The sequence below is a fragment of the Bauldia litoralis genome, from assembly GCF_900104485.1.
In the GTDB taxonomy this organism is placed as follows: Bacteria; Pseudomonadota; Alphaproteobacteria; order Rhizobiales; family Kaistiaceae; genus Bauldia; species Bauldia litoralis.
Map to the genome: position 1 here is coordinate 338299 of NZ_FMXQ01000002.1, position 21352 is coordinate 359650.

Genomic DNA, 21352 nt, shown 5'->3' on the forward strand with positions numbered 1-21352 from the left:
AGCCGTTGCGGCCCGTCGCTCCTCGCCAGCATATAGCGTCGCCAGCCCGGAATGTCAGCGGCCACAGCGCATTTCTGACATTTCCCGGTCGTGCCGGGTTAGGCTCAAGGCCGAGCCGCGAGATAAGACCATGGCAACCTTCCTGATCTGTCTGGTTCTGGCCTTCATCCTGGGCTTTGCCGCGCATCGCGCTAGCATCTGCATGGTGCGGGCGGTTGCCGAGATCCAGCACTCGCGCACCGGCTACATGGCGGCGAGCATCGGCAAGACCATCCTGTGGATCGTCCTCGTCACGCTGCCGGTCTTCTGGCTGGCCGAGTCCAGCGGCCCTTACCTCGGAGGCTGGCAACTGACGGCCTGGGCCGTTGCCGGCGGCTTCCTGTTCGGGGCCGGCGCCGGCATCAACGGCGCCTGCGCCTATTCGACGATGACGCGACTGATGGATGGCGAAGGCCGCATGGCGGCGACCGTCATCGGCTTCACCATCGGCATCGTCGTCTTCACCATGCTGATCGACGCCGGCCGGATTGCCGCGCCGATCCCGGCGCAGCCCGATGTCGACCGTCTTGTCGACTGGGCGGCCTTCATCGTCGTCGGACTGGGTGTCCTGGCCGCCTATGAAATGCTGCGCCTTTGGCGATCGCGCCCGAAAGACGCATCCGTGGCAAGCCTCATCCTGGCGCGCCAGTACCGGCTGTCGACCGCCGCTTTGCTGATCGGACTGGCCGGCGCGACCATCTTCCTGCTGTTCGGCTCGGCGGGCTACACCTCGACCTTTGAGGTCGTCATCCAGGGCCTCTTCGGCAAGACGGCCCCCGCTACCGGTCGCTGGCTCCTGCTGTTGGCCGTCCTGGGCGGCATGCTGACCTCCAGCCTCGAAAGACGAAGCTTCAGCCTCGACGTCCGGCCGCGCCCGGACTGGCTTCGCCACATTGGCGGCGGCGTGCTGATGGGCATGGGCACGGCGCTGGCGCCCGGCGGCAACGACGTGCTGGTGCTTTACGCGATCCCCGTCCTGTCGCCCCACGCCCTTCCCGCTTTCGCGGCGATGGCGATCGGCGTCGTCGCCGGGTTGCTAATCATGCGCCGGGCCTTCGGCGTCGAAATGCGCGTGTCCTGCCGCAACGACACCTATGTCAGCGGCTGAAGGCCCGCGGGACCGCCCCTAGTCGTCCCATTCCGGCGCGAGGTGGGCCGGGTTGGCGACGCGCCGCCTCTTTGTTTGGGAAAGCCGGGAAATCGCCGCCATCTCGTCGTCGGACAGCGACAAGCCGAACACGTCGAAATTGCTGGCAATCCGCTCCGGGTTCGAACTCTTCGGAATCGCCACGACGCGATCCTGCTGGACATCCCAGCGCAGGATCACCTGGGCCGGCGTTTTTCCATGCCGGGTCGCGATCTCGCCGATCACCGGATCGGACAGGACGGCCTCGCGGGCCAGCGGCGAGAACGCCGTGAAGAACATCCCCTTGTCGCGGCAGGCCTTCAGAACCTTGTCCTGGTTGAGATACGGATGATACTCGCACTGGTTGGTGACCAGCGGCGCGTCGGTCACCGCCCAGGCCTCCTCAAGGTGCTTCGTGGTGAAGTTCGAGACCCCGATATGCCGGGTCAGGCCACGTTCCTTCGCCTTGTTGAGCGAGCGGATCGTGTCCGCGAGTTTCAACGTCTTGCTCGGCCAATGGATGAGCAGGAGATCGACCTGATCGACGCCAAGCTCCTCGACGCTCTTCTCGGCGGAGCGCTGGAAGTCGTCGTCGGCGAGGTTTTCCGGGGCCACCTTTGTCGTGATGAAGAGTTCTTCACGCGGCACGCCGGACGCCTTGATGGCGCCGCCGACAATATCTTCGTTCTTGTATCCGGCGGCCGCGTCGATGTGGCGGTAGCCCACCTTGAGGGCCTCCTCCACGGCGCGGGCGCAAATATCCCCGCCGATGTTCCAGGTTCCAAATCCGATAACGGGAATCGTCGCGCCATGCGCGGTCACGGTCTCCAAGGCACCGGCTCCAGTTCTAGTTTTGCGTGTGGACGGGCGGCAAGATGACCCGTCATCGGAGCGCGGTCAACCGCGTCCGTCCAACCGCAAAAGCAGAGGGGCAGCCGCTGTGAACGACTGCCCCTCTCCCGGGTCCACGCTGCCGAAGGCTCGGAGCATTGTGGTCCGCCGCATCGGAACCGGTCACCGCCAGGGCGGCCGGCTATTCGGTCCAGCCAATGTCCTTGCGAATGCTCGACGGCAGGGATTGGACAACGCGACGCGTATACCGGCGTCGACGCGCCTCGCCGACCTTGTCGGCAATCCTCCGGATTCTCTGAAAATCGACCATCGTACTCTCCTGTCCATGCGGACCGCGCGCGTTGCTCGCCGGCCCCGGTTAATCGTTGGATAGGTGCTTAGATGGTTCGCGCGTCCTCGGCAGTGAAAGGCGTCACAGTCCGATATCGCGGTGTGGCAATCAGGCGCCCGAGGCGTCCAGGACAGCCTCGATCACCCGGTCGACTTCCGGGTCGGTCAGGTCGGGATGAAGCGGCAGGCTGAGGACCTCGCGGGTCAACTGCTCGGATACCGGGAGTCCGTCCTCGACGAATTCGCGGAAGGCCGGATGCTGATGCAACGCAAGTCGATAGAAAAGGCCGCAGCCAATGCCCGCCGCGTCGAGCGCTTCCTTCAGCGCGTCGCGCTTGTCGACGCGGATCGTGTAGAGCGCATAGGCGCTCTCGGAACCGTCCGGGATGGTCGGCACCGTGACGATGTCCTTCAGTGCCGCATCGTAGCGCGCGGCGATCTCGCGCCGCCGCGCCAGTTCGAGGTCGAAGACGTCGAGCTTGGCAAGCAGTACCGCCGCCTGGATCGTGTCGAGCCTGCCTGTGAGGCCGAGGACAGTCGCCTCGTCGCCGGTTCCCGTCCGCCCGTGCGACCGGATCATCCGGACCGACTCGGCCAGGGTCTCGTCCTCGGTAAGGATTGCGCCGCCGTCGCCATAGCAGCCAAGCGGCTTGGTCGGATAGAAGCTGGTGGCTGAAATCGGGGCCAGTGCGCCGGCACGGCGGCCGCCGAGTTCACCGCCAAAGCTCTGCGCCGCATCGGCGAGGACCGTCAACCCATGCCGGTCGGCAACCGCCTGGATCGCGGGATAGTCCGCCGGCAGGCCATAGAGATCCACCGGCATGATCGCCCGCGGCGTCAGCTTGCCCGCCGCCGCGACCCGGACGACCGCCTCTTCGAGCGCCGCCGGATCCATGTTGAAGCTTGTCGCGTCCACGTCGACGAAGACCGGGCTGGCGCCGACCGAAGCAACCGCGCCGGCCGTCGCCGCGAACGTGAATGCGGGGACGAAAACCGCGTCGCCGGCTTTCACGCCCATCGCCATCAGCGCGATCATCAGCGCGTCGCGCCCGCTCGAAACCGCGATCGCGTTCTTCGCCCCGGCAAAGCGCGCCAGACGTTCCTCAAGCAGCGTCACCTCCGGCCCGAGGATGAACTGGCCATGTGCCAGCACCGTATCGATCCGCGTCTTGATCTCGCCGTCGAGCCGCGCCCGCTGGCGCTGGAGATCGAAAAGCGCGATCCGGTCGTCGTTGGCAGCCGGAAGTGCTGTTGCGGGCCTGACCTGCGCCATTATGCGGGAACTCCATCCGTGAAAGCGGGCGGCAAAACGCGCCCGTTCGAAATTGCGGCCAGGACCGCGTCAGCGACCTTCATGGCCGCGAGGCCGGCGCGCCCATCGACAGGCGGCGGCGCGCCGCTGCCGACGCTCTGCAGGAAGGCGTTCACCTCCGCGGCGAGGTTGTCGGCGTTGGCAAGCTTGATCGTTTCCGTGCTGGCGGCGCCGTCGGCCCCGGTCATGATCGACAGTGTCTGGGCTGAAAGGTCAGCCGTCAGCCGGCGGCCTTCCTCGGTGACGCTGATCGCCCGCTGGGCGTTCGCCGCGACCCGGCTCGCCGCCAGCGTCGCGATCACGCCATTGGCAAACACCAGCCGCGCCTCGGCGACGTCGTTCAACCTCGTCGCCACAGGGGCACCCGCTGCTTCGACCGAGACGATCGGGGAGTCCGCGAGGGTCAGCGCCAGATCGATATCGTGGATCATCAGGTCGAGGACGACGTCGACATCGGTGGCGCGCCCCGTCCAGGTCGCATGCCGCACGCACTCGATCACGCGCGGTGCCTTGACCCGATCACGGAGCGCACGGAAGGCGGGCGCATAGCGCTCTATGTGACCGACTTGCAGGATGACGCCCTTCGCTGTGGCCATGTCGACGAGTTCACTCGCCTGCAAGGCATCGCTGGCGATCGGCTTCTCGACGAAGACATGGATGCCGGCGTCGATCAGGTCACTGGCGACTGCGTGATGGAGCGATGTCGGCACGGTAATGGAGACCGCGTCCACCTTGCCAATCAGCGCGCGATGATCGGCCAGCGGCTCCGCGCCAAACCGGTTCGCCGCCGCTGCCGCGCGCTCCGCGTCCGCGTCGACGACGGCCACGAGCCGCGCCCCCACATGGGCCGCGTAGTGGCGGGCGTGATGGGAACCGAAATAGCCAAGCCCGACCACGCCGACCCTAACCTCATCTGCTGCCGGCATTACCGGTGGCCATCCCTTGCGATTGCAGTGTCAGCTTCGAATCGCTGCGAACTTAGACGCCGGAAAGGCGTTTGCGAATAAACAATTACGAGCCGATGAAACATCGCGCGAGCGGCGCGGACGCCGGAAACGGGCAATCGCCTAGAGGAAACCGAACCACCAGCCGGCGAGCCCGAGAAACACGAAGAATCCGGTGACATCGGTAATCGCCGTCAGGATCACCCCGGACGCGACCGCGGGATCGATCTTCATGGTGTCCAGGGCCAGCGGAATCAGCGCCCCGACCACCCCGGCGACGACGATGTTGAGGATCAGGGCGACGGCGATGACGACGCCCAGAGCCGGCGAGGCGAACCACAGCCCTGCCCCCAGCCCCACGCAGAGAGCGACGGCGACCCCGTTGATCAGACCGACCATCGCTTCGCGCCCGATCACCCGGTAGGCGGACCGCGCCGCAATGTCGCGCGTCGCGATCGCCCGCACCGTGACGGTCATCGCCTGGGTCCCGGCATTGCCGCCCATCGAGGCGACGATCGGCATCAGCACCGCCAGGGCCACCATCTGCTCGATCGTCCCGTCGAACAGGCCGATCACGGCCGCGGCCAGAAAGCCGGTGAGGACATTGATCAGGAGCCATGGAATCCGGCTTCGCGCCACGTAGCCGACCGCGTCGGTCGCTTCCTCGTCGCCGACCCCGCCAAGGCGGCGGATGTCCTCGTCGGCCTCCTCCTCGATGACATCGACGATGTCGTCGACGGTGATGACGCCGACCAGGCGGCCATCCGTGTCGACGACGGGCGCCGTCACCAGGTTGTAGCGCTCGAAGAGTCGCGCCACGTCCTCCTGGTCGTCGACCGCCTTCACCGCCTTGATCTCGGAATCGGTGATGTCGCTGATCAGCACCGGCCGCTTGCTGCGCAGCAGTCTGTCGAGCGCCACCGATCCGACCGGGTGGAAGCCGGCATCGACGACGATCAGCCGGTAGAACTCCGTCGGGAGGTCGTCCTCCTCGCGCATGTAGTCGATCGCCCGCCCGACATCCCAGAAGGGCGGCACGGCGATGAATTCCGTCTGCATCAGACGGCCGGCGGAATCCTCCGGATATTCGAGGCTCCGGGCGACGGCGGTCCGGTCGACCAGCGGCAACTGCCGCAGGATCGCTTCGCGCTCTTCCGTCGGCAGGTCCTCGAGGACTGTGACGGCGTCGTCCGAATCAAGCCGACGAACGCCCTCGACCACCGATGCGACCGGCAGCGCCGCGATCAGCCTTGCCCGCAGCTTGTCGTCGACCTCGGTCAGGACCGCGAAATCGAAGTCGTCGCCAAGCAGCCGGACGAATTCGGTGCGTTCGTCCGGTCCAAGCGCCTCAAGCAGGTCGCCAACATCGGCCGCATGGAGCGGTGCGACCAATCCCTTGAGTCGCGCGACATCGCCCGTTCGGATGGCGGGCCGGACGGAAGCTATGAAATGCAGGGAGAGGTCGCCGCGATTGTCGCGGACGATCGGCGGATCCAGCCGCAATTCCCGTTCGTTCGTGTCAGGAAGCGAGTCGGCCATGGTTTCCCTCGCCGGCAACAAGGACGCTGGTTACCCCGGCGCCCTGCGCCGGTTGACCCTGTGCTGAAAAGACAAACGGCGGCCCACCGGGCCGCCGATCATCTACCAGTCTCGGTAATACTGGTGCGGTCGAGAAGACTCGAACTTCCACGGGTTTTACCCCACAGCGACCTCAACGCTGCGCGTCTACCAATTCCGCCACGACCGCAGGAAAACGCCGGCTCATTTAGCAAATCGATTCCGACCTTACAAGGCACGTTGGGCACCTCTTGGCCGACATTGACGATCAGACCGGCATTCGACGCCGGGAGAACACCGCAACAGCCACCCCCAGCACGCAAACCACGACCACCGGGAATACCGCGAGATTGATCCAGTCCCAACCGAAAGAGCTGAAAATCGAGCCGGAACCGAAGGATGCGGTGGCCACCGTGCCAAAGACCAGAAAGTCGTTCAGCCCCTGGACCTTGCTGCGCTCTTCGGGCCGATAGGTCTGGGTCAGCATCGCCGTCGCGCCGATGAAGCCGAAATTCCAGCCGACGCCAAGCAGGATCAGCGCGATCCAGAAATGGGCAAGGGCGATTCCGCTGAGCGCCACGGCGGCACACCCGGCAAGCAGCGCCATGCCGACGGTAATGATCGCCTCGGCCCCGAATCGGGCAATCAACCGGCCGGTGAAGAAGCTCGGCCCGAACATCGCCAGCACATGCCACTGGATGCCCAGAGCCGCATTGTCCTCGCCGAGGCCACAGGCGACCATCGCCAGCGGCGCGGCGGTCATCACCAGCGCCATCAGGGCGTAGGACCCCATCGCACAGAGCACCGCGACCACGAATCGCGGCTGGCGGGCGATCTCCGCCAGCGAGCGGCCGCCCTTTACCTCCACCCGTTTCGGCGCCTCCCGCGCCGAACCGGAGAGCAGCGTCAGGACACCGAGGCCGATGACCGCGAGGACCGACATGGCAAAGAAGGCGCCGGCAAACGGGATCGGCTGCAACAGGTTTCGGGTGAAGATGACGGTCTGCGGCCCGATGATCGCCGCCGCGATGCCGCCCATCATCACCCAGGAGATCGCCTTGGCGCGAAACGCCTCGTCACCGCTATCGGCGGCCGCGAAGCGGTATTGCTGGACGAAGGAGGTCGCCAGACCGACGCAGAGGAAACCGGCGAAGAGTATCCAGAACTGGCCGAGGATCACCGCGATCGCCGAGACGATCCCGCCAAGCACGGCGAAGAGCGTCCCCGACATGAATCCGTAGCGACGTCCGATCTCCCGCATGAGCAGCGCCGCCGGGATGGCGCCGAGGGCAACACCCAGGTTGAAGCCGCTGACGGGCAAGGTCGCGAGCGACTTGTCAGGCCCGAGCAGGTAGATGCCGGCGAGCCCGCCAAGCGTGATGGCAATCGGCGGAATCCCACCATTGATCGCGGCGGCAGCCGAGAGAACGAAGGCGTTTCGCCGCGCGTGCGGGTCTTCCGAAACGACGGATGAGTCGAGGGCTTGGTCTGTCACAGGGTATCTCCCGGGCGGGACTATAGACCCTGACGCCAGGAGCGGTCGTCAAAAATGGACGTGGCTTGCCGCGTCCAGGGACAGTGGCTGGCCGTTGACGCCAAGCACCACGGGAGGGGCCTTTCCTTCGACGACACGACCGATCCGGGTCACCGGAACGCCCGCCTCCGCGGCTTCTGCGGCGAAGCGTTCGGCGTCGGCCTCGGGGACAGTCGACAGGATCTCGTAGTCGTCGCCGCCGGCAAGGACGCTGGCCAGCGCCGATTTGTCGCTGTCGACCAGCGCCCGTGCGCCGGCGGACAGCGGCACGGCGTCGGCATCGATCTCGCCGCCAACCCCGGACGCCCGGCAGATATGCGCGAAGTCGCCGACAAGTCCGTCCGACACGTCGAGTGAACTGGTGGCGAACCGCAGCAGCACGGGCGCCAGCGCTAGTCGCGGCTGGGGCAGAAGGTAGCGATCGAGGAGATGGTCCGCTGCCTTGCCTGCCGGCATCGAATCGAGCGTCCCGAGACGGATGCGAAGGCCGAGCGCGGAGTCGCCGATGGTCCCGGACACGAAGACGACATCACCGGGCGCGGCGCCAGCCCGTCGGATGACGCTGCCGGCCGGCACCCGGCCAAAAGCGGCGATCGATACCGTCAGGCCCCCGGCCGCGCGCGTCGTGTCGCCGCCGAAGAGCGAGACGCCGAAGAGCGCCTGGTCGGCAGCGAGGCCGGCGGAAAAATCCCGGAGCCAGTCCTCGTTCCAGTCGTCCGGCAGCGCCATCGACAGCAGGTAGCCGACCGGTGTCGCGCCCTTGCTGGCGAGATCGGACAGGTTGACCCTGAGCCCCTTGGAGGCGATCGCCGACGGCGGATCACCGGCAAAGAAATGGACGCCCGCGACGATCTGGTCAGCCTTGAGAACGAGATCCTCGCCGGGTGGCGGGACATAGACCGCGACGTCATCGGTCAGCCCGAAAGCGCCGGGGTCTGATGCAAGGGGCCGGAAATAGCGCTCGATCAGTTCGAACTCACCTGGGCGCTCGGCCATCGGACGTCACGCCTGGCCGGGCGCAGCGAACTCGGCCGGCCGACTGGAATGCGCCAGCTTGTCGAGCACGGCGTTGACCATGCCCGCCGCATCGGAATCGAAGAAGGCCCGGGTCACGTCGACATATTCGGTGATCACCACCCGCGCCGGCACGTCCGAGCGGTTCGCCAGTTCATAGGCGCCGGACCGCAGCACTGCCCGCAAGGTCGCGTCGATGCGCGGCAGTGGCCAGCCCGGCGTCAGCGCCTGGTGGATCGCCGGATCGAGCGCGCGCTGGTCTCGGACGACGCCCGAGACGATGTCCCGAAAGAAGGCGGGATCGGCGTCGCGATACTGTTCGCCGTCGACTTCCTGCCCGAGGCGATGGGCTTCGAACTCGGCCAGAACATCCGGCAGCGTCGCCCCGGCCAGATCCATCTGGTAGAGCGCCTGCACGGCAGCAAGGCGCGCGGCCCCGCGCTGGTTGGCCGGCTTTGCCGGCTTGCCGCCCTCGCTCATCGGTCGAGGCCGAAGCGCCGGCGGGTCTCGATCATCGCCAGCGCCGCTTCCGCCGCACCGCCGCCCTTGTTCTTTCCGGACACCTTGGCGCGCGCCCAGGCCTGGTCGCGATGATCGACCGTTAGAATACCGTTGCCGACGGCAAGACGTCGGTTGACCGCAAGGTCCATGATCGCCCGCGCCGATTCACCGGCGACGATATCGTAATGGCTGGTCTCGCCCCGGATGACGCAGCCGAGCAGCACGAAACCGTCATAGCGCGTCCCCCCCTGCTCCATCGCGGCGACCGCCATCGCCATCGCGGCGGGGATCTCGAAGGCCCCGGGCACCGAGATGTGATCGAAGCTGCCGCCCGCCGCCTTGATGGCCGCGGACGCGCCCTCGGCCAGTTCCTCGGCCAGGTCTTCGTAAAAGCGTGCGTCTATGATCAACAGATGCGGCGCGTGTTCCGCCATGGCAGTCCGACCCCTTGCGATTGAGGCCGCGACTTAGGCCGTTTCCGCCAGTCGCGCAACATAGCGGGCAATGAGATCGACCTCGAGGTTGATCCGATCGCCCTTTTTTCGTTCGTTCCAGATGGTCGCCTGCAACGTATGCGGGATCAGCAGGCAGTCGAAACGATCCTCCTTGACCGAGTTGATGGTCAGGGATGTGCCGTCGAGCGCCACCGATCCTTTCGGGGCGATCATCCCGGCAACTTTCTCCGGCAATTCAAACCAGAACCGGGTGGTCTCTCCGAGGTCTTCGCGATCGACAATCGAGACGACGGCGTCGACATGCCCGCTGACCATGTGGCCGGACAGTTCGTCGCCGACTTTCAGCGGCCGTTCCAGGTTAAGGCGATATCCAATGTCCCACTCGGAAGCCGTTGTAACATTGAGAGTTTCGGGCGCCGCGTCGACTTCGAAAACCGTCCCGCCACCGTCCCCGCCATCATGGGAGACAACGGTCAGGCAGATGCCGTTGCAGGCGATCGACCCGCCAATGACCAGGTCTTCCGGCTTGAACTTGCAGGCGATGGCAACGCGTTGCACGTCGTTGCGCTGTCCGTTGCTGATAACGGATCCGATCTCTGTGACAATTCCGGTAAACATCTGGCCCCGCTCAGGTCCTCAGATAGCGTCTCATCTGGTCGTCACCGACGATTGCGGCATCGATTTGGCGAAACCGCGGGCTGCGCTCGATCGCCGATAGCGCATATCCCTCGAGTGCGCGCACACCGTCGACGCCGACCACCACAGGTGCCCGGAACAGGACGATTTCATCGAGCAGGTCGTCGGCGAAAAGCGAAGCGGCGACCCGGGCGCCACCTTCGACAAGGATGCGGGTCACCCCGTCCTCGGCAAGGATGGCCAGTGCCTCCGGCAGGTTGAGCCCGTTCGTGCCGTTCGTCGTCTCGACGACCTTCACCCCGGCCGAGGCCAGCGCGGTCTTTGCCGCGTCAGTCGCCGCCGGTCCGACGATAACCACCACAGGGACGTCGCCGGATGTCGTCACCAGCTTCGAATCGAGTGGCAACCGGGCCGACGGATCGAGAACGATACGGATCGGCGACCGGGCTTCCAGTCCCGGCAAACGCACTGTCAGGCGTGGATTGTCGACGAGAACGGTCCCGATGCCGATCATCACGGCATCCGATTCCACCCGCATTGCCTGGACCGCGGTCAGCGCCGGCTTGCCGGTGATCATCATCCGCTCGCCTTCGCGGCGGCCGATCATCCCGTCGGCCGAAACCGCCAGCTTCAGGGTGACATGCGGCCGGCCGCGCGTGACGCGCGAGATGTGCCCGGCATGGTCACGTGCCGCTTCCGCCGCCATCACACCGGAGACGACCTCGATCCCTGCCGCTTCCAGCGCCGCCCTGCCCTTGCCGGCGACCCGCGGGTCCGGGTCTTCGAGAGCCATCACCACCCGCCTGACCCCCGCAGCAATCAGCGCGGAGGTGCAGGGCGGCGTCTCGCCGTCATGGGCGCACGGTTCCAGCGTGACGTAGACGGTGGCGCCTCGCGCTGCCTCTGCGGCCATCTCCAGCGCGATCGTCTCGGCATGGGGCCGGCCACCGGCCGCCGTCCAGCCGCGCCCGACCACGATGGGCGCCCCGTCCACCGTCCGCACCACCAGGGCGCCGACGGCCGGGTTCGGGTGGGTCTGGCCAAGGTTGCGACGTCCGATCCGCAGGGCCGACGCCATGAAGCGCCGATCCTGCTCGCTCGCAGGCATGGAGACTGTTGCTGTCGACGCCGTCATCGGCCGTCAGTCCTCGTCCTTGCCGACCGGGATTTCGCCGGACAGCTCACCGACAAAGGCTTCGAAGTCCTTCGCCTCGCGGAAATTCTTGTAGACCGACGCAAACCGCACGAAGGCCACGGTGTCGAGCCCGCGCAGCCCTTCCATGACGAGATGCCCGATGCTCTCGGAGGGAATATCGCCCTCCCCGGAACTCTCGAGCTGCCGGACGATGCCGTTGACCATCCGCTCGACCCGATCGGGATCGACCTGGCGTTTCCGTAGCGCGATCTGCACCGAGCGCATCAGCTTGTCGCGGTCGAACGGGACGCGGCGGTTGTTCTTCTTCACCACCATCAGTTCGCGCAACTGCACCCGTTCGAAAGTGGTGAACCGCCCGCCGCAATCCGTGCAGATCCGCCGCCGGCGGATCGACGTATTGTCCTGCGAAGGACGCGAGTCCTTCACCTGGGTATCCGGATTGCTGCAAAAGGGACAGCGCATAACCGATCGCCGTTTCCTGCGCCTCGCTCAGCCCTGGTAGATCGGGAAACGCGCCGTCAGCGCGTGGACCTTCTGCCTGACGGAAGCCTCCACCAGCGGCGCCGCGCCGTCCTCGGACTGCGAGACCGCGTCGAGGACCTCGCCGATCAGCTCGCCAACCTGGCGGAACTCGGCAATCCCGAAACCGCGCGTCGTGCAGGCCGGCGTTCCCAGACGAATGCCGGAGGTGATGAAGAACTTCTCCGGATCGAACGGAATGCCGTTCTTGTTGCAGGTCAGGCCGGCCCTGACGAGCGCCTTCTCGGAGGTATTGCCCTTCAACTGCTTGGGACGGAGGTCGACCAGCATCAGGTGGTTGTCGGTCCCGCCCGAAACGATCTCGAAGCCGGCGCCGCGCAGCGTTTCGGCGAGCGCCCGGGCGTTCTCCACGACGTTCTTCGCATAGACCTTGAAGTCCGGACGCAGCGCTTCGCCGAAGGCAACCGCCTTGGCGGCGATCACATGCATCAGCGGCCCGCCCTGCAGGCCGGGGAAGACGGCCGAGTTGAACTTCTTGGCCAGCGCTTCGTCATTGGTGAGGATCAGGCCGCCACGCGGTCCGCGCAGCGACTTGTGGGTCGTCGAGGTCGCGACATGGGCATGTGGAAACGGCGACGGGTGGACGCCGCCGGCGACGAGGCCGGCAAAATGCGCCATGTCCACCATCAGATACGCGCCGACCGAATCGGCGATTTCGCGGAACCGCTTGAAGTCCCAGACGCGGGAATAGGCCGTGCCGCCGGCGATGATCAGCTTCGGCTTCGATTCCTGCGCGATCCGCGCCACTTCGTCATAGTCGATCAGGTGGTCGTCGCGGCGCACGCCATAGGGCGCAACCTTGAACCACTTGCCGGACATGTTGACGGTCGAACCGTGGGTGAGATGGCCGCCGGCCGCCAGGTCGAGCCCCATGAAGGTATCGCCGGGCTCCAGCAGCGCCAGGAACACCGCCTGGTTCATCTGGCTGCCCGAGTTGGGCTGGACGTTGGCGAAGTCGCAGCCGAACAGCTTCTTCGCCCGCTCGATCGCCAGCGTCTCCGCGACATCGACGAACTCGCAGCCGCCGTAATAGCGCTTGCCCGGATAGCCCTCGGCATACTTGTTGGTGAGCACCGATCCCTGGGCCTCGAGCACGGCGCGCGAGACGATGTTTTCCGAGGCGATCAGCTCGATATCGTCCTGCTGGCGCTTCAGCTCCTTGCCGATCACATCGGCGATCTCCGGATCGCTGTCGGCCAGTCCAGCCGCGAAGAAGTCCGGCCGCGTGCCCGCGGCAATGGTATCGGTCAACGACATCAATCGACCCCAGATGGAAGAGAAAGGAAAACAATCGCCGCGGGAGCCTCCCGGATGGCGATCACGCTTTGCGACGGCTTAACATAAGGGTCAGGACGCGCCAAGAACAGGCGTGGAACGATTGGCCGCGGCGCGGTAATCCGCCGGTCCGGTCCGGGCGACTGCGGCAGCCGAAACGGCGACGGGGCGGCAAGGCCGCCCCGCGATTCCCCTCGAAGGTCGAAACCCCTAGAGCGGCGTCGTGTTGGTCTGCGCGTAGAGTTCCAGCCCGTCGAGGCCATAGATGTCGTTGCGGAAATGGACGACGCCGTCGCTCATCGCCCAGGCGGTCAGATACGTCCAGAACAGCGGAACTGGGTTCGTCACCTGGACATCGAGGCGCTGATAGTTGCGGAACTGCTCGTCGATCTGCTCCCGCGACTGGCCGGGCGTATCGCGCAGCAGCCAGACGATCAGCTCGCGAATCCCCTGGACCCGGACGCAGCCCGACGAATCGAACCGAGCCTCCTCATTGAAAAGGCCCTTGTGCGGCGTGTCATGCATGTAGACGCCGTCGGGGCTGGGGAAGTTGATCTTGACCAGGCCCAGCGAGTTCTCGTCGCTCGGGTCCTGCCGGAACATGTAGTTGGTCGCCTCGTCCGAGAACCAGTCGACCTGAGCAGGATTCAATTCGTTGCCGCTCCGGTCATAGATCCGGATGCGATAGTCGGTGAGATAATTCGGCTTCTTCTGCATGATCGGGATCAGATCCTTGCGGATGATGCTCGCGGGCACCGTCCAGTAAGGATGGAAATTGATCTGCGTGATCTTCGAATTGACGATCGGCGACGGCCGGTCGACCTTGCCGACGATCGCCGTATGACGCTGGGCGACGTAGCCGTTCTCGACGGCTTCGATCTGGGCGGCCGGGATGTTAACCATCACGAAGCGGTCGGGGACCTTCTTCGTGATCATCTGCAGCCGGGTCAGGTTGGTCGCGAGCTGGTTGAGGCGCACGGCTGCCGGCACGTTGATCGCGGCGAAGGTCGTGTTGCCGACGATACCGTCGGCCGGAATCCCGTGTCGCGCCTGGAACCGCTTGACCGCTGCGTCGACATAGGTGTCGAAGGCATCCGACACGCCGTTGGCGACACTGAGATCGCCGGAAATGATCAGACGCTGGCGGAGCGCGGTGACTGCCGGGCCGCGGGCGCCGACACGCAACCCCTGCTCGGCGGGCACCACCGGCCAGCCGCCACGGGCGACGATATCGGAATACTGCAGGATCGCGTTTTCGACCGCGGCGACGATATCCGGCGACATGATCGGCACATTGGTCCGGACTTCCGGCGCACTAACCACTGCGGCATCGAAACCGTCGGACCACTCCGTCGCTCGCTGCTTGAGCACGTCCTGGATCGGGTCGGCAAATGCCCCCCGGCCGAGAACGCCCATCGCGACAGCGCCACCGGCGGCCGCGATCAGCGACCTGCGGGTGACAGACTTGGTGATTTTCGTGACCCGATCATTCATTTCGATCATTCCCCGGCAACGCCGTCCTTTGCGCCCGGGAAAGCCCGGGTGCCAAAGCCAATCCTGCTTATCTCTACAGGATTTCCCTTTCGCCCGGTTAATATGGCGCTTTCGTGTCTCGGGTCGATGTCCAGGTGACGGTGGCGTCTGACTGTTGCGCGGACGCAACAGACCATTGTGCCCAGTCACGCAAAGCCCGGCCACCGGCCGGGCGTGCGCATCGATGACGATCGGCGACCGTCAGAGACGGTAGAGAATCTGATCCGTCCAGAACCGCTCCAGCCGCTGCAGCGAGCGATTCAGTTCCTGGAAGTCCTCGATCGCAATACCGCCAACCTGATGGATCGAGCGGATGTGGCGCTCGTAGAGGCTGTTCACGATATGGGCAACTTCATGCCCCTTATCGGTAAGGCTGACCCGGACGGAGCGACGGTCCATCCGCGAACGCTGGTGATGGATATAGCCCATCTCGACCAGCTTCTTGAGATTGTAGGAGACGTTCGAGCCCAGGTAGTAGCCGCGCGTCCGCAGTTCTCCGGCCGTCAGTTCCGACTCGCCGATGTTGAACAGAAGCAGCGCCTGGACTGCGTTGACATCCGAACGCCCCGACCGTTCGAACTCATCCTTGATAACATCAAGCAAGCGCCGGTGAAGTCTTTCGACCAGCGTCAGTGCTTCAAGATACAACGGCTTGATGTCCACACCTTCGTTCTCGGTGGGAATAGCCGCTGCAGCCCCTTTTGCATTTGCCATTTTCTTCGCTCCGCTGTTTCCCGGCAGGTATTTTCCCACCTGAGTCAGCGAGGAGATTATGCCCCGGCGCTGAAAATCCGCTTAAACTTCTAGATTAATCGGACCTTACTTTCAGGCGTCGAATTCGCCTAAAATCGCGGCTATTAGTACCAGTCTTTTCAAGAGCTTAGGCGTCGAGGCGGCTCACCGGGTTTCGCGGCGACGTTCAATCATGAATAACGCGAGGTATACGCCCAGGGTCACGAAGTGGAACAAGACGATCGGCAGGTCGCCGCCGAAAGTACCGATGAAGACGGTGTGCATGGCGATCTCCGCCAGCGCCGCATAAACCCAGACCACGTTGCCCCAGGCGACCCGTTGCCAGAGGCCGACGGAAGCGACGAGATCGACCACAGCCAGGTGCATCGTGGCGATCTTCCACGCTGCCGGCATCGTCTCGAAGGAACCGACCGCGCCGTCGAATATTCCGACGATGATCCCCCATTCGCGCAGGCCCAGCAGCATCATGACACCGGCCATCACCCGGCCGTAAATGTTGAGGATGGCTGGAAGCCGATCGCCGAACGGCGCGTGCGGTGTCGAATCTTTTTCGCTGATGGTCATTTCCGGACGGCGTCAAATCCGCTATTTGGCGAGCAAATTCCCGCCGACGCCATTACACCGTCAAAGCCGGCGTGACCAGCATCGTCCTTCGCGGCGATCCGCCCACCTCGATAGATCGGGTCGACGAGACCGACCCGCAACCAGCGGCCGCACTGAGACATGACCCGACAGATTCCCCCCGTCGCTCAAGCTTCTTCCCTTTCGCAGGACATGGCCGAGATCCTCGCCGGCCGGCGCATGCGAAGGAACCGGAGAACCGACTGGTCGCGTCGCCTGGTCCGTGAAACGGCGTTGTCCGTCGACGACCTGATCTGGCCGATCTTCCTGGTCGAGGGCCAGGGGATTACCCAACCGGTGGCGGCAATGCCCGGCGTCGACCGCTATTCCGTAGATCGCGCGGTGGCCGCGGCGGAGCGGGCCGCTGCCCTCGGCATCCCCGCCCTCGCCCTCTTCCCCTATACCAACCCCGACCTCCGCGACGAAAGCGGTTCGGAAGCGCTGAACCCCGACAACCTCGTCTGCGCGGCCTGCCGCGCGATCAAGGCGGCCGTGCCGGACATCGGCCTGATCACCGACGTGGCGCTCGATCCCTATACGAGCCACGGCCATGACGGCTTGCTGGTCGGCGACGAGATCGTCAATGACGCGACCATCGCCCAGCTCACCGCCCAGTCCCTGAACCAGGCCGAGGCCGGCGCCGACGTCATCGCCCCATCCGACATGATGGACGGACGCGTCGGCGCGATCCGTCGCGCCCTTGATGCCGGCGGCTTCACCAACACCCAGATCATGGCCTATTCGGCCAAATACGCCTCGGCCTTCTACGGTCCTTTCCGCGATGCGATCGGCACTTCGGCGACCCTGAAGGGCGACAAGCGCACCTACCAGATGGACCCGGCCAATACCGACGAGGCGCTCCGTGAAGCGGAACTCGACATCGCCGAGGGCGCCGACATGGTGATGGTCAAGCCGGGCCTCCCCTATCTCGACATCGTGTGGCGAATTCGCGAGGCCTTCCAGATGCCGACTTTCGCCTATCAGGTGTCGGGCGAATACGCGATGATCCAGGCGGCGGCCGGCAACGGCTGGATCGATGGCGAAAGAGCGATGCTGGAGAGCCTGCAGGCCTTCAAGCGCGCCGGCGCCAATGGCATCCTGACCTATTTCGCACCTCTGGCGGCCGAACGTCTCACGCGCTAGATTCAGCCGGCGTGGGCGATGCGACAGCAGCAACGAAACGCTCCCGGTCCCCGCTTGCTTCTCGGGACCGTAGCGACGATGCTTGCTGCGTCCGCGCGCAGACCGTGCGGTCGGGGGAGATCACATGAGCAATGAAGCGCCGACTCGGTCGGATTCGGCCGTCTACGATCCGGACCTTCGTCCGGAACTGTTCGACGCCATTCTGTCCAAGCGCGTTGTCGCCTTCGTGGTTGATGCCATCATCATCGTCCTGCTGATGATTCCGGCGGCCCTTGTCGTCTTCATTGTCGGCGTCGTCACATTCGGCATCGGTTGGCTGCTCTACGGGGCGCTGTTCGCCATCGTCGCCCTCGGCTACATCGCCCTGACGCTGGGCGGTCCGCGCTCGGCCACCGTCGGCATGCGGATGACCGACATCGAGATGCGGACCTGGAATGGCGGTCCGAGCTTCCCACTGCTCGCCGTCATGCATGCGCTGATCTTCTGGTTCTCGGTGGGGCTGCTGACGCCGTTCATCCTTCTCGTCGGGTTGTTCACCCGCCGCCGGCAACTGCTCCATGATCTGCTGCTCGGCACGATCGTGGTCAATTCCGCGCCGCTGCGTAGTTTCGCAAAATAATGCTCCTACCCACTGGAACTTGGCGATGCCGGAGCCTTGAGCGGCTCGCTCGTCCGGGCATGATCCCGGTCCGGTAAAGGATATGACGGCACAACTGGTCATGATGTGGCTGACATTCGCGACGATCGTCGCGATGGTCGTGGCCTATGCGCTGGAGCGCTGGTCAATCGAGCTCGTCTCGATCGCCACCCTGGTCGCCTGGCTCGTCCTGTTCTGGCTTGGACCAATCCTTCTGGGCGAAAAGACGCCGCTCAGCCCTGACGACATCCTCGCCGGCTTCTCGAACCAGGCTCTCGTCACCGTGTTGGCGATGCTGGTGGTCGGCCAGGGGCTGTTCCAGACCGACGCGCTGGAAAGGCCGGCGACCATGCTCGCCCGTTACGGCGGGCGGACCGGAATGGGCGCGGTCATCCTCATCCTCTTCGGGGCAATGGTCACCAGCGCCGTCGTCAACGACACGCCGGTGGTGGTGATGTTCCTGCCGATCGTCACCGCGATCGCGGCGACCCGCGGCATCGCGACCTCGAAGGTGCTCATGCCGCTCAGTTTCGCCGCGCTGCTCGGCGGTACCACGACACTGATCGGCACCTCGACGAACCTGCTGGCCGCTGGCGTCGCCCAGAAGGCGGCCGGCCTTACCCTCGGGTTTTTCGAGTTCACCATCCCCGCCGCGATCATGGCGGCGTTCGGGTTCGCTTACGTCACCCTCGTCCTGCCGCGCATTCTGACGGCGCGGGCCGGCATGGCCGACCAGATGACCGGCGGCAGCGGCAAGCAGTTCATCGCCCAGATCGATATCACCTATGGCCACCCCCTCGCCGGCATCGCCTCGGTGTCGGGAATGTTCCCCGCCCTGAAGGACATGACCGTCCGCCTCGTCCAGCGCGGCGAGCACCCATTCCTGCCGCCCTTCGAGAACCTCACCTTGCGCCCCGGCGACACAGTGATCGTCGCTGCGACCCGCAATGCGCTGACCCGCGCGATCTCGGACGGCGCCGCCGCGCCGAGCCGCGATGCCGACAACGGCGCCAGCGAAACCGCGCCGACGATGCCGACCAAGGATGTCACGTTGGCCGAGGCGGTGGTCGCGCCCGGCTCGCGCCTGATCGGCCGCACCATCGAGCAGGCCGCCATTCATCTCGATACCGGCACCGTCGTCCTTGGCGTCGAGCGCCGCAGCCGCATGCCGCGCATGCCGCTCAGCGACATTCGCCTCGAGGCCGGCGACGTCCTTCTTGTCGGCGGCACGCGGGACACCGTCGAGGGCCTGCGCCTCAACCGCGACCTCCTCCTGCTCGAATGGTCGGCCGCCGATCTGCCGACGCGCCGCTACGCCAAGCGGGCATTGGTCATCTTCGTCATCATGGTGGCCTATGCCGCCAGCGGCATCGGTCCGATCGTCATTGGTGCGCTCGGTGGCGCCTTCGCGATGATCGCCTTCGGCTGCCTCAACATTCGCCAGGCGATCCGCGCTTTCGATCACCGAATTTTTCTAATGATCGGCGCATCGCTGGCAGCGGCGGCGGCGCTGGAGGCGACCGGAGGCGCGGTCTTCATTGCCGACGCGGCAATCGACGCGGTCCGGGGTTATCCGGTCAGCGTCACTCTGTCGGTGATCTTCATCGTCGTGGCGATCCTCACCAACATCATCAGCAACAACGCCACGGCGGTCCTCTTCACGCCGATCGCGATCCAGGTCGCGGACAAGACCGGCAACGACCCGATGCCCTTCGTCGTCGCGGTCATCCTCGCCGCCAGTTGCGCCTTCGCCACGCCGATCGGCTACCAGACCAACATGCTGGTCATGGGGCCTGGCCACTATCGGTTCCGCGACTATCTTGTCGGGGGAACGCCACTCGTCATAATCATGTGGCTGGTCTATTCGGTGGTCGGTCCTTGGTATTATGGTCTGTGGTGAACCGGAATCCTGACTGCGCAGTCGCATGACGCACCAGCCAACAGACACGCCCCAATTCTACCTGACCGCCCCGGCGCCCTGTCCGTATCTCGACGATCGCTTCGAGCGGAAGGTCTTCACGCACCTTGTCGGCGACCGGGCGGCTTCCCTGAACGACATTCTCACCCAGGGCGGGTTTCGTCGCAGCCAGAACATCGCTTACCGGCCCGCCTGCGAAGGCTGCCGTGCCTGCATCTCGGTGCGCAGCGTCGTCGATGCCTTCGTTGAGACGCGCAGCATGTCGCGCGTGATGCGCAAGAACCGCGACATCATCGGCTCCAACAAGGCGGCGGCGCCCTCGTCGGAGCAGTATTCGCTCTTTCGTCGCTATCTGGACTCCCGGCATGCCGAGGGCGGCATGGCCGACATGTCAGTGCTCGACTACGCCATGATGGTCGGCGAATCCTATGTCGCGACCGAACTTGTCGAATACCGCTTTCGCGGTCCCGATTCCGCTTTCACTGGCCGCGGCGAAGGTCCGCTGATCGCCGCCGCGCTGACCGATGTTCTCGCCGACGGCCTGTCGATGGTCTACTCCTTCTACGATCCCGATTACGCCGATCGTGGCCTCGGCACCTACATGATCGTCGACCACCTCAACCGGGCCCGGAAGATGGGCCTGCCCTATGTCTATCTCGGCTACTGGGTCGAGGATTCGCCCAAGATGGACTACAAGCGCCGCTTCCGGCCGCAGGAGCACCTGATGGCACGCGGCTGGGTTCGGGTTGACTAGGAGCCGACAATGATCGCCTTGCAACGCATCGCACTGGGCGTGGCGCTCGCCGCGTCTTCCGCCACTTTCGGAGGGGCCTCCTTCGCCGACGAGCAGCCGGCCGAAACCGCGACCGATGCCGCCGCGCCTGCCGAGACCGCAGACCGCGCCGACAAGCCGGAATGCGACAAGGGCATCTCGTTGAGCCCCGAGGAACTGGTCGCCAGCCTCGACGCCGCCACCGATTGCTGATCGCGCCACGTCGGCATGATCTCGACACCGGTCCTGGCGCTGTGTATCGGCCTCGCCGCCGGTCTCCGCACGATCACGCCGCTGGCGGCAGTGAGCTGGGTCGCCTGGCTCGGCTGGCTGCCGCTCGACCACACATGGCTCGCCTTCTTCGGCCACCCCTGGGTGGCGCCGGTGCTGACCCTTTTCGCCATAGCCGAACTTGTCGGTGACAAACTGCCGCAAACCCCGAGCCGCAGGAAGCCTGCGGTCTTCGCCGCCCGCATCGTCAGCGGCGCACTCTGCGGCGCCGCCCTGACGGCGCCCTACAGCGCCTGGAGCACCGGTTTGATGGCGGGCATCGTCGGCGCGGTGATCGGCACCCTCGCCGGCCACGCACTCCGGACGCGGCTGGCCGCAGGCCTCGGTCGCGACTGGCCGGTCGCGCTGGGCGAAGACGCGGTCGCCGTGATCGGCGCCACGCTGATCGTCTGGGCAGCGCACACGGGCTGATC

Annotated in this window: 22 protein-coding genes and 1 tRNA gene; 7 read left to right on the top strand and 16 right to left on the bottom strand. The window is 65.4% G+C overall.

Going from position 1 to position 21352, the window contains the following annotated elements; all coding sequences use genetic code 11:
* The first annotated feature begins 130 nt into the window (after positions 1-130).
* Positions 131-1147 (top strand): YeeE/YedE thiosulfate transporter family protein, encoded by a 1017-nt coding sequence (locus BLT60_RS05475; RefSeq protein WP_090875318.1) that lies wholly within the window; start codon positions 131-133, stop codon positions 1145-1147.
* An 18-nt stretch (positions 1148-1165) separates the two neighbouring features.
* On the opposite strand, the gene BLT60_RS05480 is transcribed toward BLT60_RS05475, so the two are convergent.
* From BLT60_RS05480 to BLT60_RS05555, 16 genes are all read right to left on the bottom strand, one after another.
* Positions 1166-1987, bottom strand: a complete 822-nt coding sequence (locus BLT60_RS05480; protein ID WP_342028573.1) for an aldo/keto reductase — start codon at positions 1985-1987, stop codon at positions 1166-1168.
* Between the two features lie 469 nt (positions 1988-2456).
* The gene (locus tag BLT60_RS05485; RefSeq protein WP_090875322.1) at positions 2457-3620 is read right to left on the bottom strand and encodes a DegT/DnrJ/EryC1/StrS family aminotransferase; all 1164 of its coding nucleotides are present in this window, start codon (positions 3618-3620) and stop codon (positions 2457-2459) included.
* A complete protein-coding gene (locus BLT60_RS05490; protein ID WP_175478300.1) occupies positions 3620-4555 on the bottom strand; it encodes a Gfo/Idh/MocA family protein in 936 nt (311 codons plus the stop codon). Before BLT60_RS05490 ends, BLT60_RS05485 begins: the two co-directional genes overlap by 1 nt.
* 171 nt (positions 4556-4726) lie before the next feature.
* Complete coding sequence (mgtE, locus tag BLT60_RS05495) at positions 4727-6142, bottom strand: magnesium transporter (RefSeq protein ID WP_090875325.1); 1416 nt, start codon at positions 6140-6142, stop codon at positions 4727-4729.
* 121 nt (positions 6143-6263) lie between these two features.
* Positions 6264-6350: transfer RNA gene (locus BLT60_RS05500), tRNA-Leu, on the bottom strand.
* A gap of 78 nt (positions 6351-6428) precedes the next feature.
* Positions 6429-7655, bottom strand: a complete 1227-nt coding sequence (locus tag BLT60_RS05505; RefSeq protein ID WP_090875326.1) for an MFS transporter — start codon at positions 7653-7655, stop codon at positions 6429-6431.
* Between the two features lie 48 nt (positions 7656-7703).
* Positions 7704-8690 carry a thiamine-phosphate kinase gene (gene thiL, locus BLT60_RS05510; protein ID WP_090875328.1) on the bottom strand — a complete coding sequence of 329 codons (987 nt, stop codon included), beginning with the start codon at positions 8688-8690 and terminating at the stop codon, positions 7704-7706.
* A 6-nt stretch (positions 8691-8696) separates the two neighbouring features.
* A complete protein-coding gene (gene nusB / locus BLT60_RS05515; protein ID WP_090875330.1) occupies positions 8697-9188 on the bottom strand; it encodes a transcription antitermination factor NusB in 492 nt (163 codons plus the stop codon).
* Positions 9185-9643, bottom strand: a complete 459-nt coding sequence (gene ribH / locus BLT60_RS05520; RefSeq protein WP_090875332.1) for a 6,7-dimethyl-8-ribityllumazine synthase — start codon at positions 9641-9643, stop codon at positions 9185-9187. Before ribH ends, nusB begins: the two co-directional genes overlap by 4 nt.
* Before the next feature lie 33 nt (positions 9644-9676).
* Complete coding sequence (locus BLT60_RS05525; RefSeq protein WP_090875334.1) at positions 9677-10282, bottom strand: riboflavin synthase; 606 nt, start codon at positions 10280-10282, stop codon at positions 9677-9679.
* A gap of 10 nt (positions 10283-10292) precedes the next feature.
* A complete protein-coding gene (ribD, locus tag BLT60_RS05530; protein WP_090875336.1) occupies positions 10293-11435 on the bottom strand; it encodes a bifunctional diaminohydroxyphosphoribosylaminopyrimidine deaminase/5-amino-6-(5-phosphoribosylamino)uracil reductase RibD in 1143 nt (380 codons plus the stop codon).
* A 6-nt stretch (positions 11436-11441) separates the two neighbouring features.
* Positions 11442-11918, bottom strand: coding sequence for a transcriptional regulator NrdR (nrdR, locus tag BLT60_RS05535; protein WP_090875338.1), 477 nt, complete (start codon positions 11916-11918; stop codon positions 11442-11444).
* A gap of 27 nt (positions 11919-11945) precedes the next feature.
* A complete protein-coding gene (gene glyA, locus BLT60_RS05540; RefSeq protein WP_090875340.1) occupies positions 11946-13253 on the bottom strand; it encodes a serine hydroxymethyltransferase in 1308 nt (435 codons plus the stop codon).
* A 228-nt stretch (positions 13254-13481) separates the two neighbouring features.
* Positions 13482-14765, bottom strand: a complete 1284-nt coding sequence (locus BLT60_RS05545; RefSeq protein WP_090875749.1) for a L,D-transpeptidase family protein — start codon at positions 14763-14765, stop codon at positions 13482-13484.
* Positions 14766-15005: 240 nt separating this feature from the next.
* On the bottom strand, positions 15006-15518 hold the full coding sequence (gene ldtR, locus BLT60_RS05550; RefSeq protein ID WP_090875750.1) for a transcriptional regulator LdtR: 513 nt from the start codon (positions 15516-15518) through the stop codon (positions 15006-15008).
* 183 nt (positions 15519-15701) lie between these two features.
* On the bottom strand, positions 15702-16121 hold the full coding sequence (locus tag BLT60_RS05555; protein WP_090875341.1) for a DUF6163 family protein: 420 nt from the start codon (positions 16119-16121) through the stop codon (positions 15702-15704).
* Between the two features lie 210 nt (positions 16122-16331).
* Here BLT60_RS05555 and hemB point away from each other — a divergent pair, with 210 nt between their 5' ends.
* The 6 genes from hemB (at position 16332) to BLT60_RS05585 (ending at position 21350) form a co-directional block, all read left to right on the top strand.
* Positions 16332-17321: a porphobilinogen synthase gene (hemB, locus tag BLT60_RS05560; protein ID WP_244521153.1), complete on the top strand. Its 990-nt coding sequence runs from the start codon at positions 16332-16334 to the stop codon at positions 17319-17321.
* 124 nt (positions 17322-17445) lie between these two features.
* A complete protein-coding gene (locus BLT60_RS05565; RefSeq protein WP_090875344.1) occupies positions 17446-17940 on the top strand; it encodes an RDD family protein in 495 nt (164 codons plus the stop codon).
* An 82-nt stretch (positions 17941-18022) separates the two neighbouring features.
* Positions 18023-19858 (top strand): SLC13 family permease, encoded by a 1836-nt coding sequence (locus tag BLT60_RS05570; RefSeq protein ID WP_244521154.1) that lies wholly within the window; start codon positions 18023-18025, stop codon positions 19856-19858.
* 25 nt (positions 19859-19883) lie between these two features.
* Positions 19884-20630, top strand: coding sequence for an arginyltransferase (locus tag BLT60_RS05575; protein WP_090875345.1), 747 nt, complete (start codon positions 19884-19886; stop codon positions 20628-20630).
* 9 nt (positions 20631-20639) lie between these two features.
* Positions 20640-20861, top strand: a complete 222-nt coding sequence (locus BLT60_RS05580) for a hypothetical protein (RefSeq protein ID WP_090875346.1) — start codon at positions 20640-20642, stop codon at positions 20859-20861.
* Between the two features lie 15 nt (positions 20862-20876).
* The gene (locus BLT60_RS05585) at positions 20877-21350 is read left to right on the top strand and encodes a DUF4126 family protein (RefSeq protein ID WP_090875347.1); all 474 of its coding nucleotides are present in this window, start codon (positions 20877-20879) and stop codon (positions 21348-21350) included.
* Positions 21351-21352: the final 2 nt, after the last annotated feature.

Excerpts from the sequence above, each read along its gene's own strand:
- nusB (WP_090875330.1), bottom strand. The coding sequence starts at position 9,188 with ATGAGCGAGGGCGGCAAGCCGGCAAAGCCGGCCAACCAGCGCGGGGCC.
- nrdR (WP_090875338.1), bottom strand. The coding sequence starts at position 11,918 with ATGCGCTGTCCCTTTTGCAGCAATCCGGATACCCAGGTGAAGGACTCG.
- thiL (WP_090875328.1), bottom strand. The coding sequence starts at position 8,690 with ATGGCCGAGCGCCCAGGTGAGTTCGAACTGATCGAGCGCTATTTCCGG.
- BLT60_RS05555 (WP_090875341.1), bottom strand. The coding sequence starts at position 16,121 with ATGACCATCAGCGAAAAAGATTCGACACCGCACGCGCCGTTCGGCGAT.
- BLT60_RS05580 (WP_090875346.1), top strand. The coding sequence starts at position 20,640 with ATGATCGCCTTGCAACGCATCGCACTGGGCGTGGCGCTCGCCGCGTCT.
- BLT60_RS05575 (WP_090875345.1), top strand. The coding sequence starts at position 19,884 with ATGACGCACCAGCCAACAGACACGCCCCAATTCTACCTGACCGCCCCG.
- hemB (WP_244521153.1), top strand. The coding sequence starts at position 16,332 with ATGGCCGAGATCCTCGCCGGCCGGCGCATGCGAAGGAACCGGAGAACC.
- ribD (WP_090875336.1), bottom strand. The coding sequence starts at position 11,435 with ATGACGGCGTCGACAGCAACAGTCTCCATGCCTGCGAGCGAGCAGGAT.
- BLT60_RS05570 (WP_244521154.1), top strand. The coding sequence starts at position 18,023 with ATGACGGCACAACTGGTCATGATGTGGCTGACATTCGCGACGATCGTC.
- BLT60_RS05545 (WP_090875749.1), bottom strand. The coding sequence starts at position 14,765 with ATGAATGATCGGGTCACGAAAATCACCAAGTCTGTCACCCGCAGGTCG.
- ribH (WP_090875332.1), bottom strand. The coding sequence starts at position 9,643 with ATGGCGGAACACGCGCCGCATCTGTTGATCATAGACGCACGCTTTTAC.
- mgtE (WP_090875325.1), bottom strand. The coding sequence starts at position 6,142 with ATGGCCGACTCGCTTCCTGACACGAACGAACGGGAATTGCGGCTGGAT.
- BLT60_RS05585 (WP_090875347.1), top strand. The coding sequence starts at position 20,877 with ATGATCTCGACACCGGTCCTGGCGCTGTGTATCGGCCTCGCCGCCGGT.
- BLT60_RS05565 (WP_090875344.1), top strand. The coding sequence starts at position 17,446 with ATGAGCAATGAAGCGCCGACTCGGTCGGATTCGGCCGTCTACGATCCG.
- ldtR (WP_090875750.1), bottom strand. The coding sequence starts at position 15,518 with ATGGCAAATGCAAAAGGGGCTGCAGCGGCTATTCCCACCGAGAACGAA.
- BLT60_RS05525 (WP_090875334.1), bottom strand. The coding sequence starts at position 10,282 with ATGTTTACCGGAATTGTCACAGAGATCGGATCCGTTATCAGCAACGGA.
- BLT60_RS05475 (WP_090875318.1), top strand. The coding sequence starts at position 131 with ATGGCAACCTTCCTGATCTGTCTGGTTCTGGCCTTCATCCTGGGCTTT.
- BLT60_RS05485 (WP_090875322.1), bottom strand. The coding sequence starts at position 3,620 with ATGGCGCAGGTCAGGCCCGCAACAGCACTTCCGGCTGCCAACGACGAC.
- glyA (WP_090875340.1), bottom strand. The coding sequence starts at position 13,253 with ATGTCGTTGACCGATACCATTGCCGCGGGCACGCGGCCGGACTTCTTC.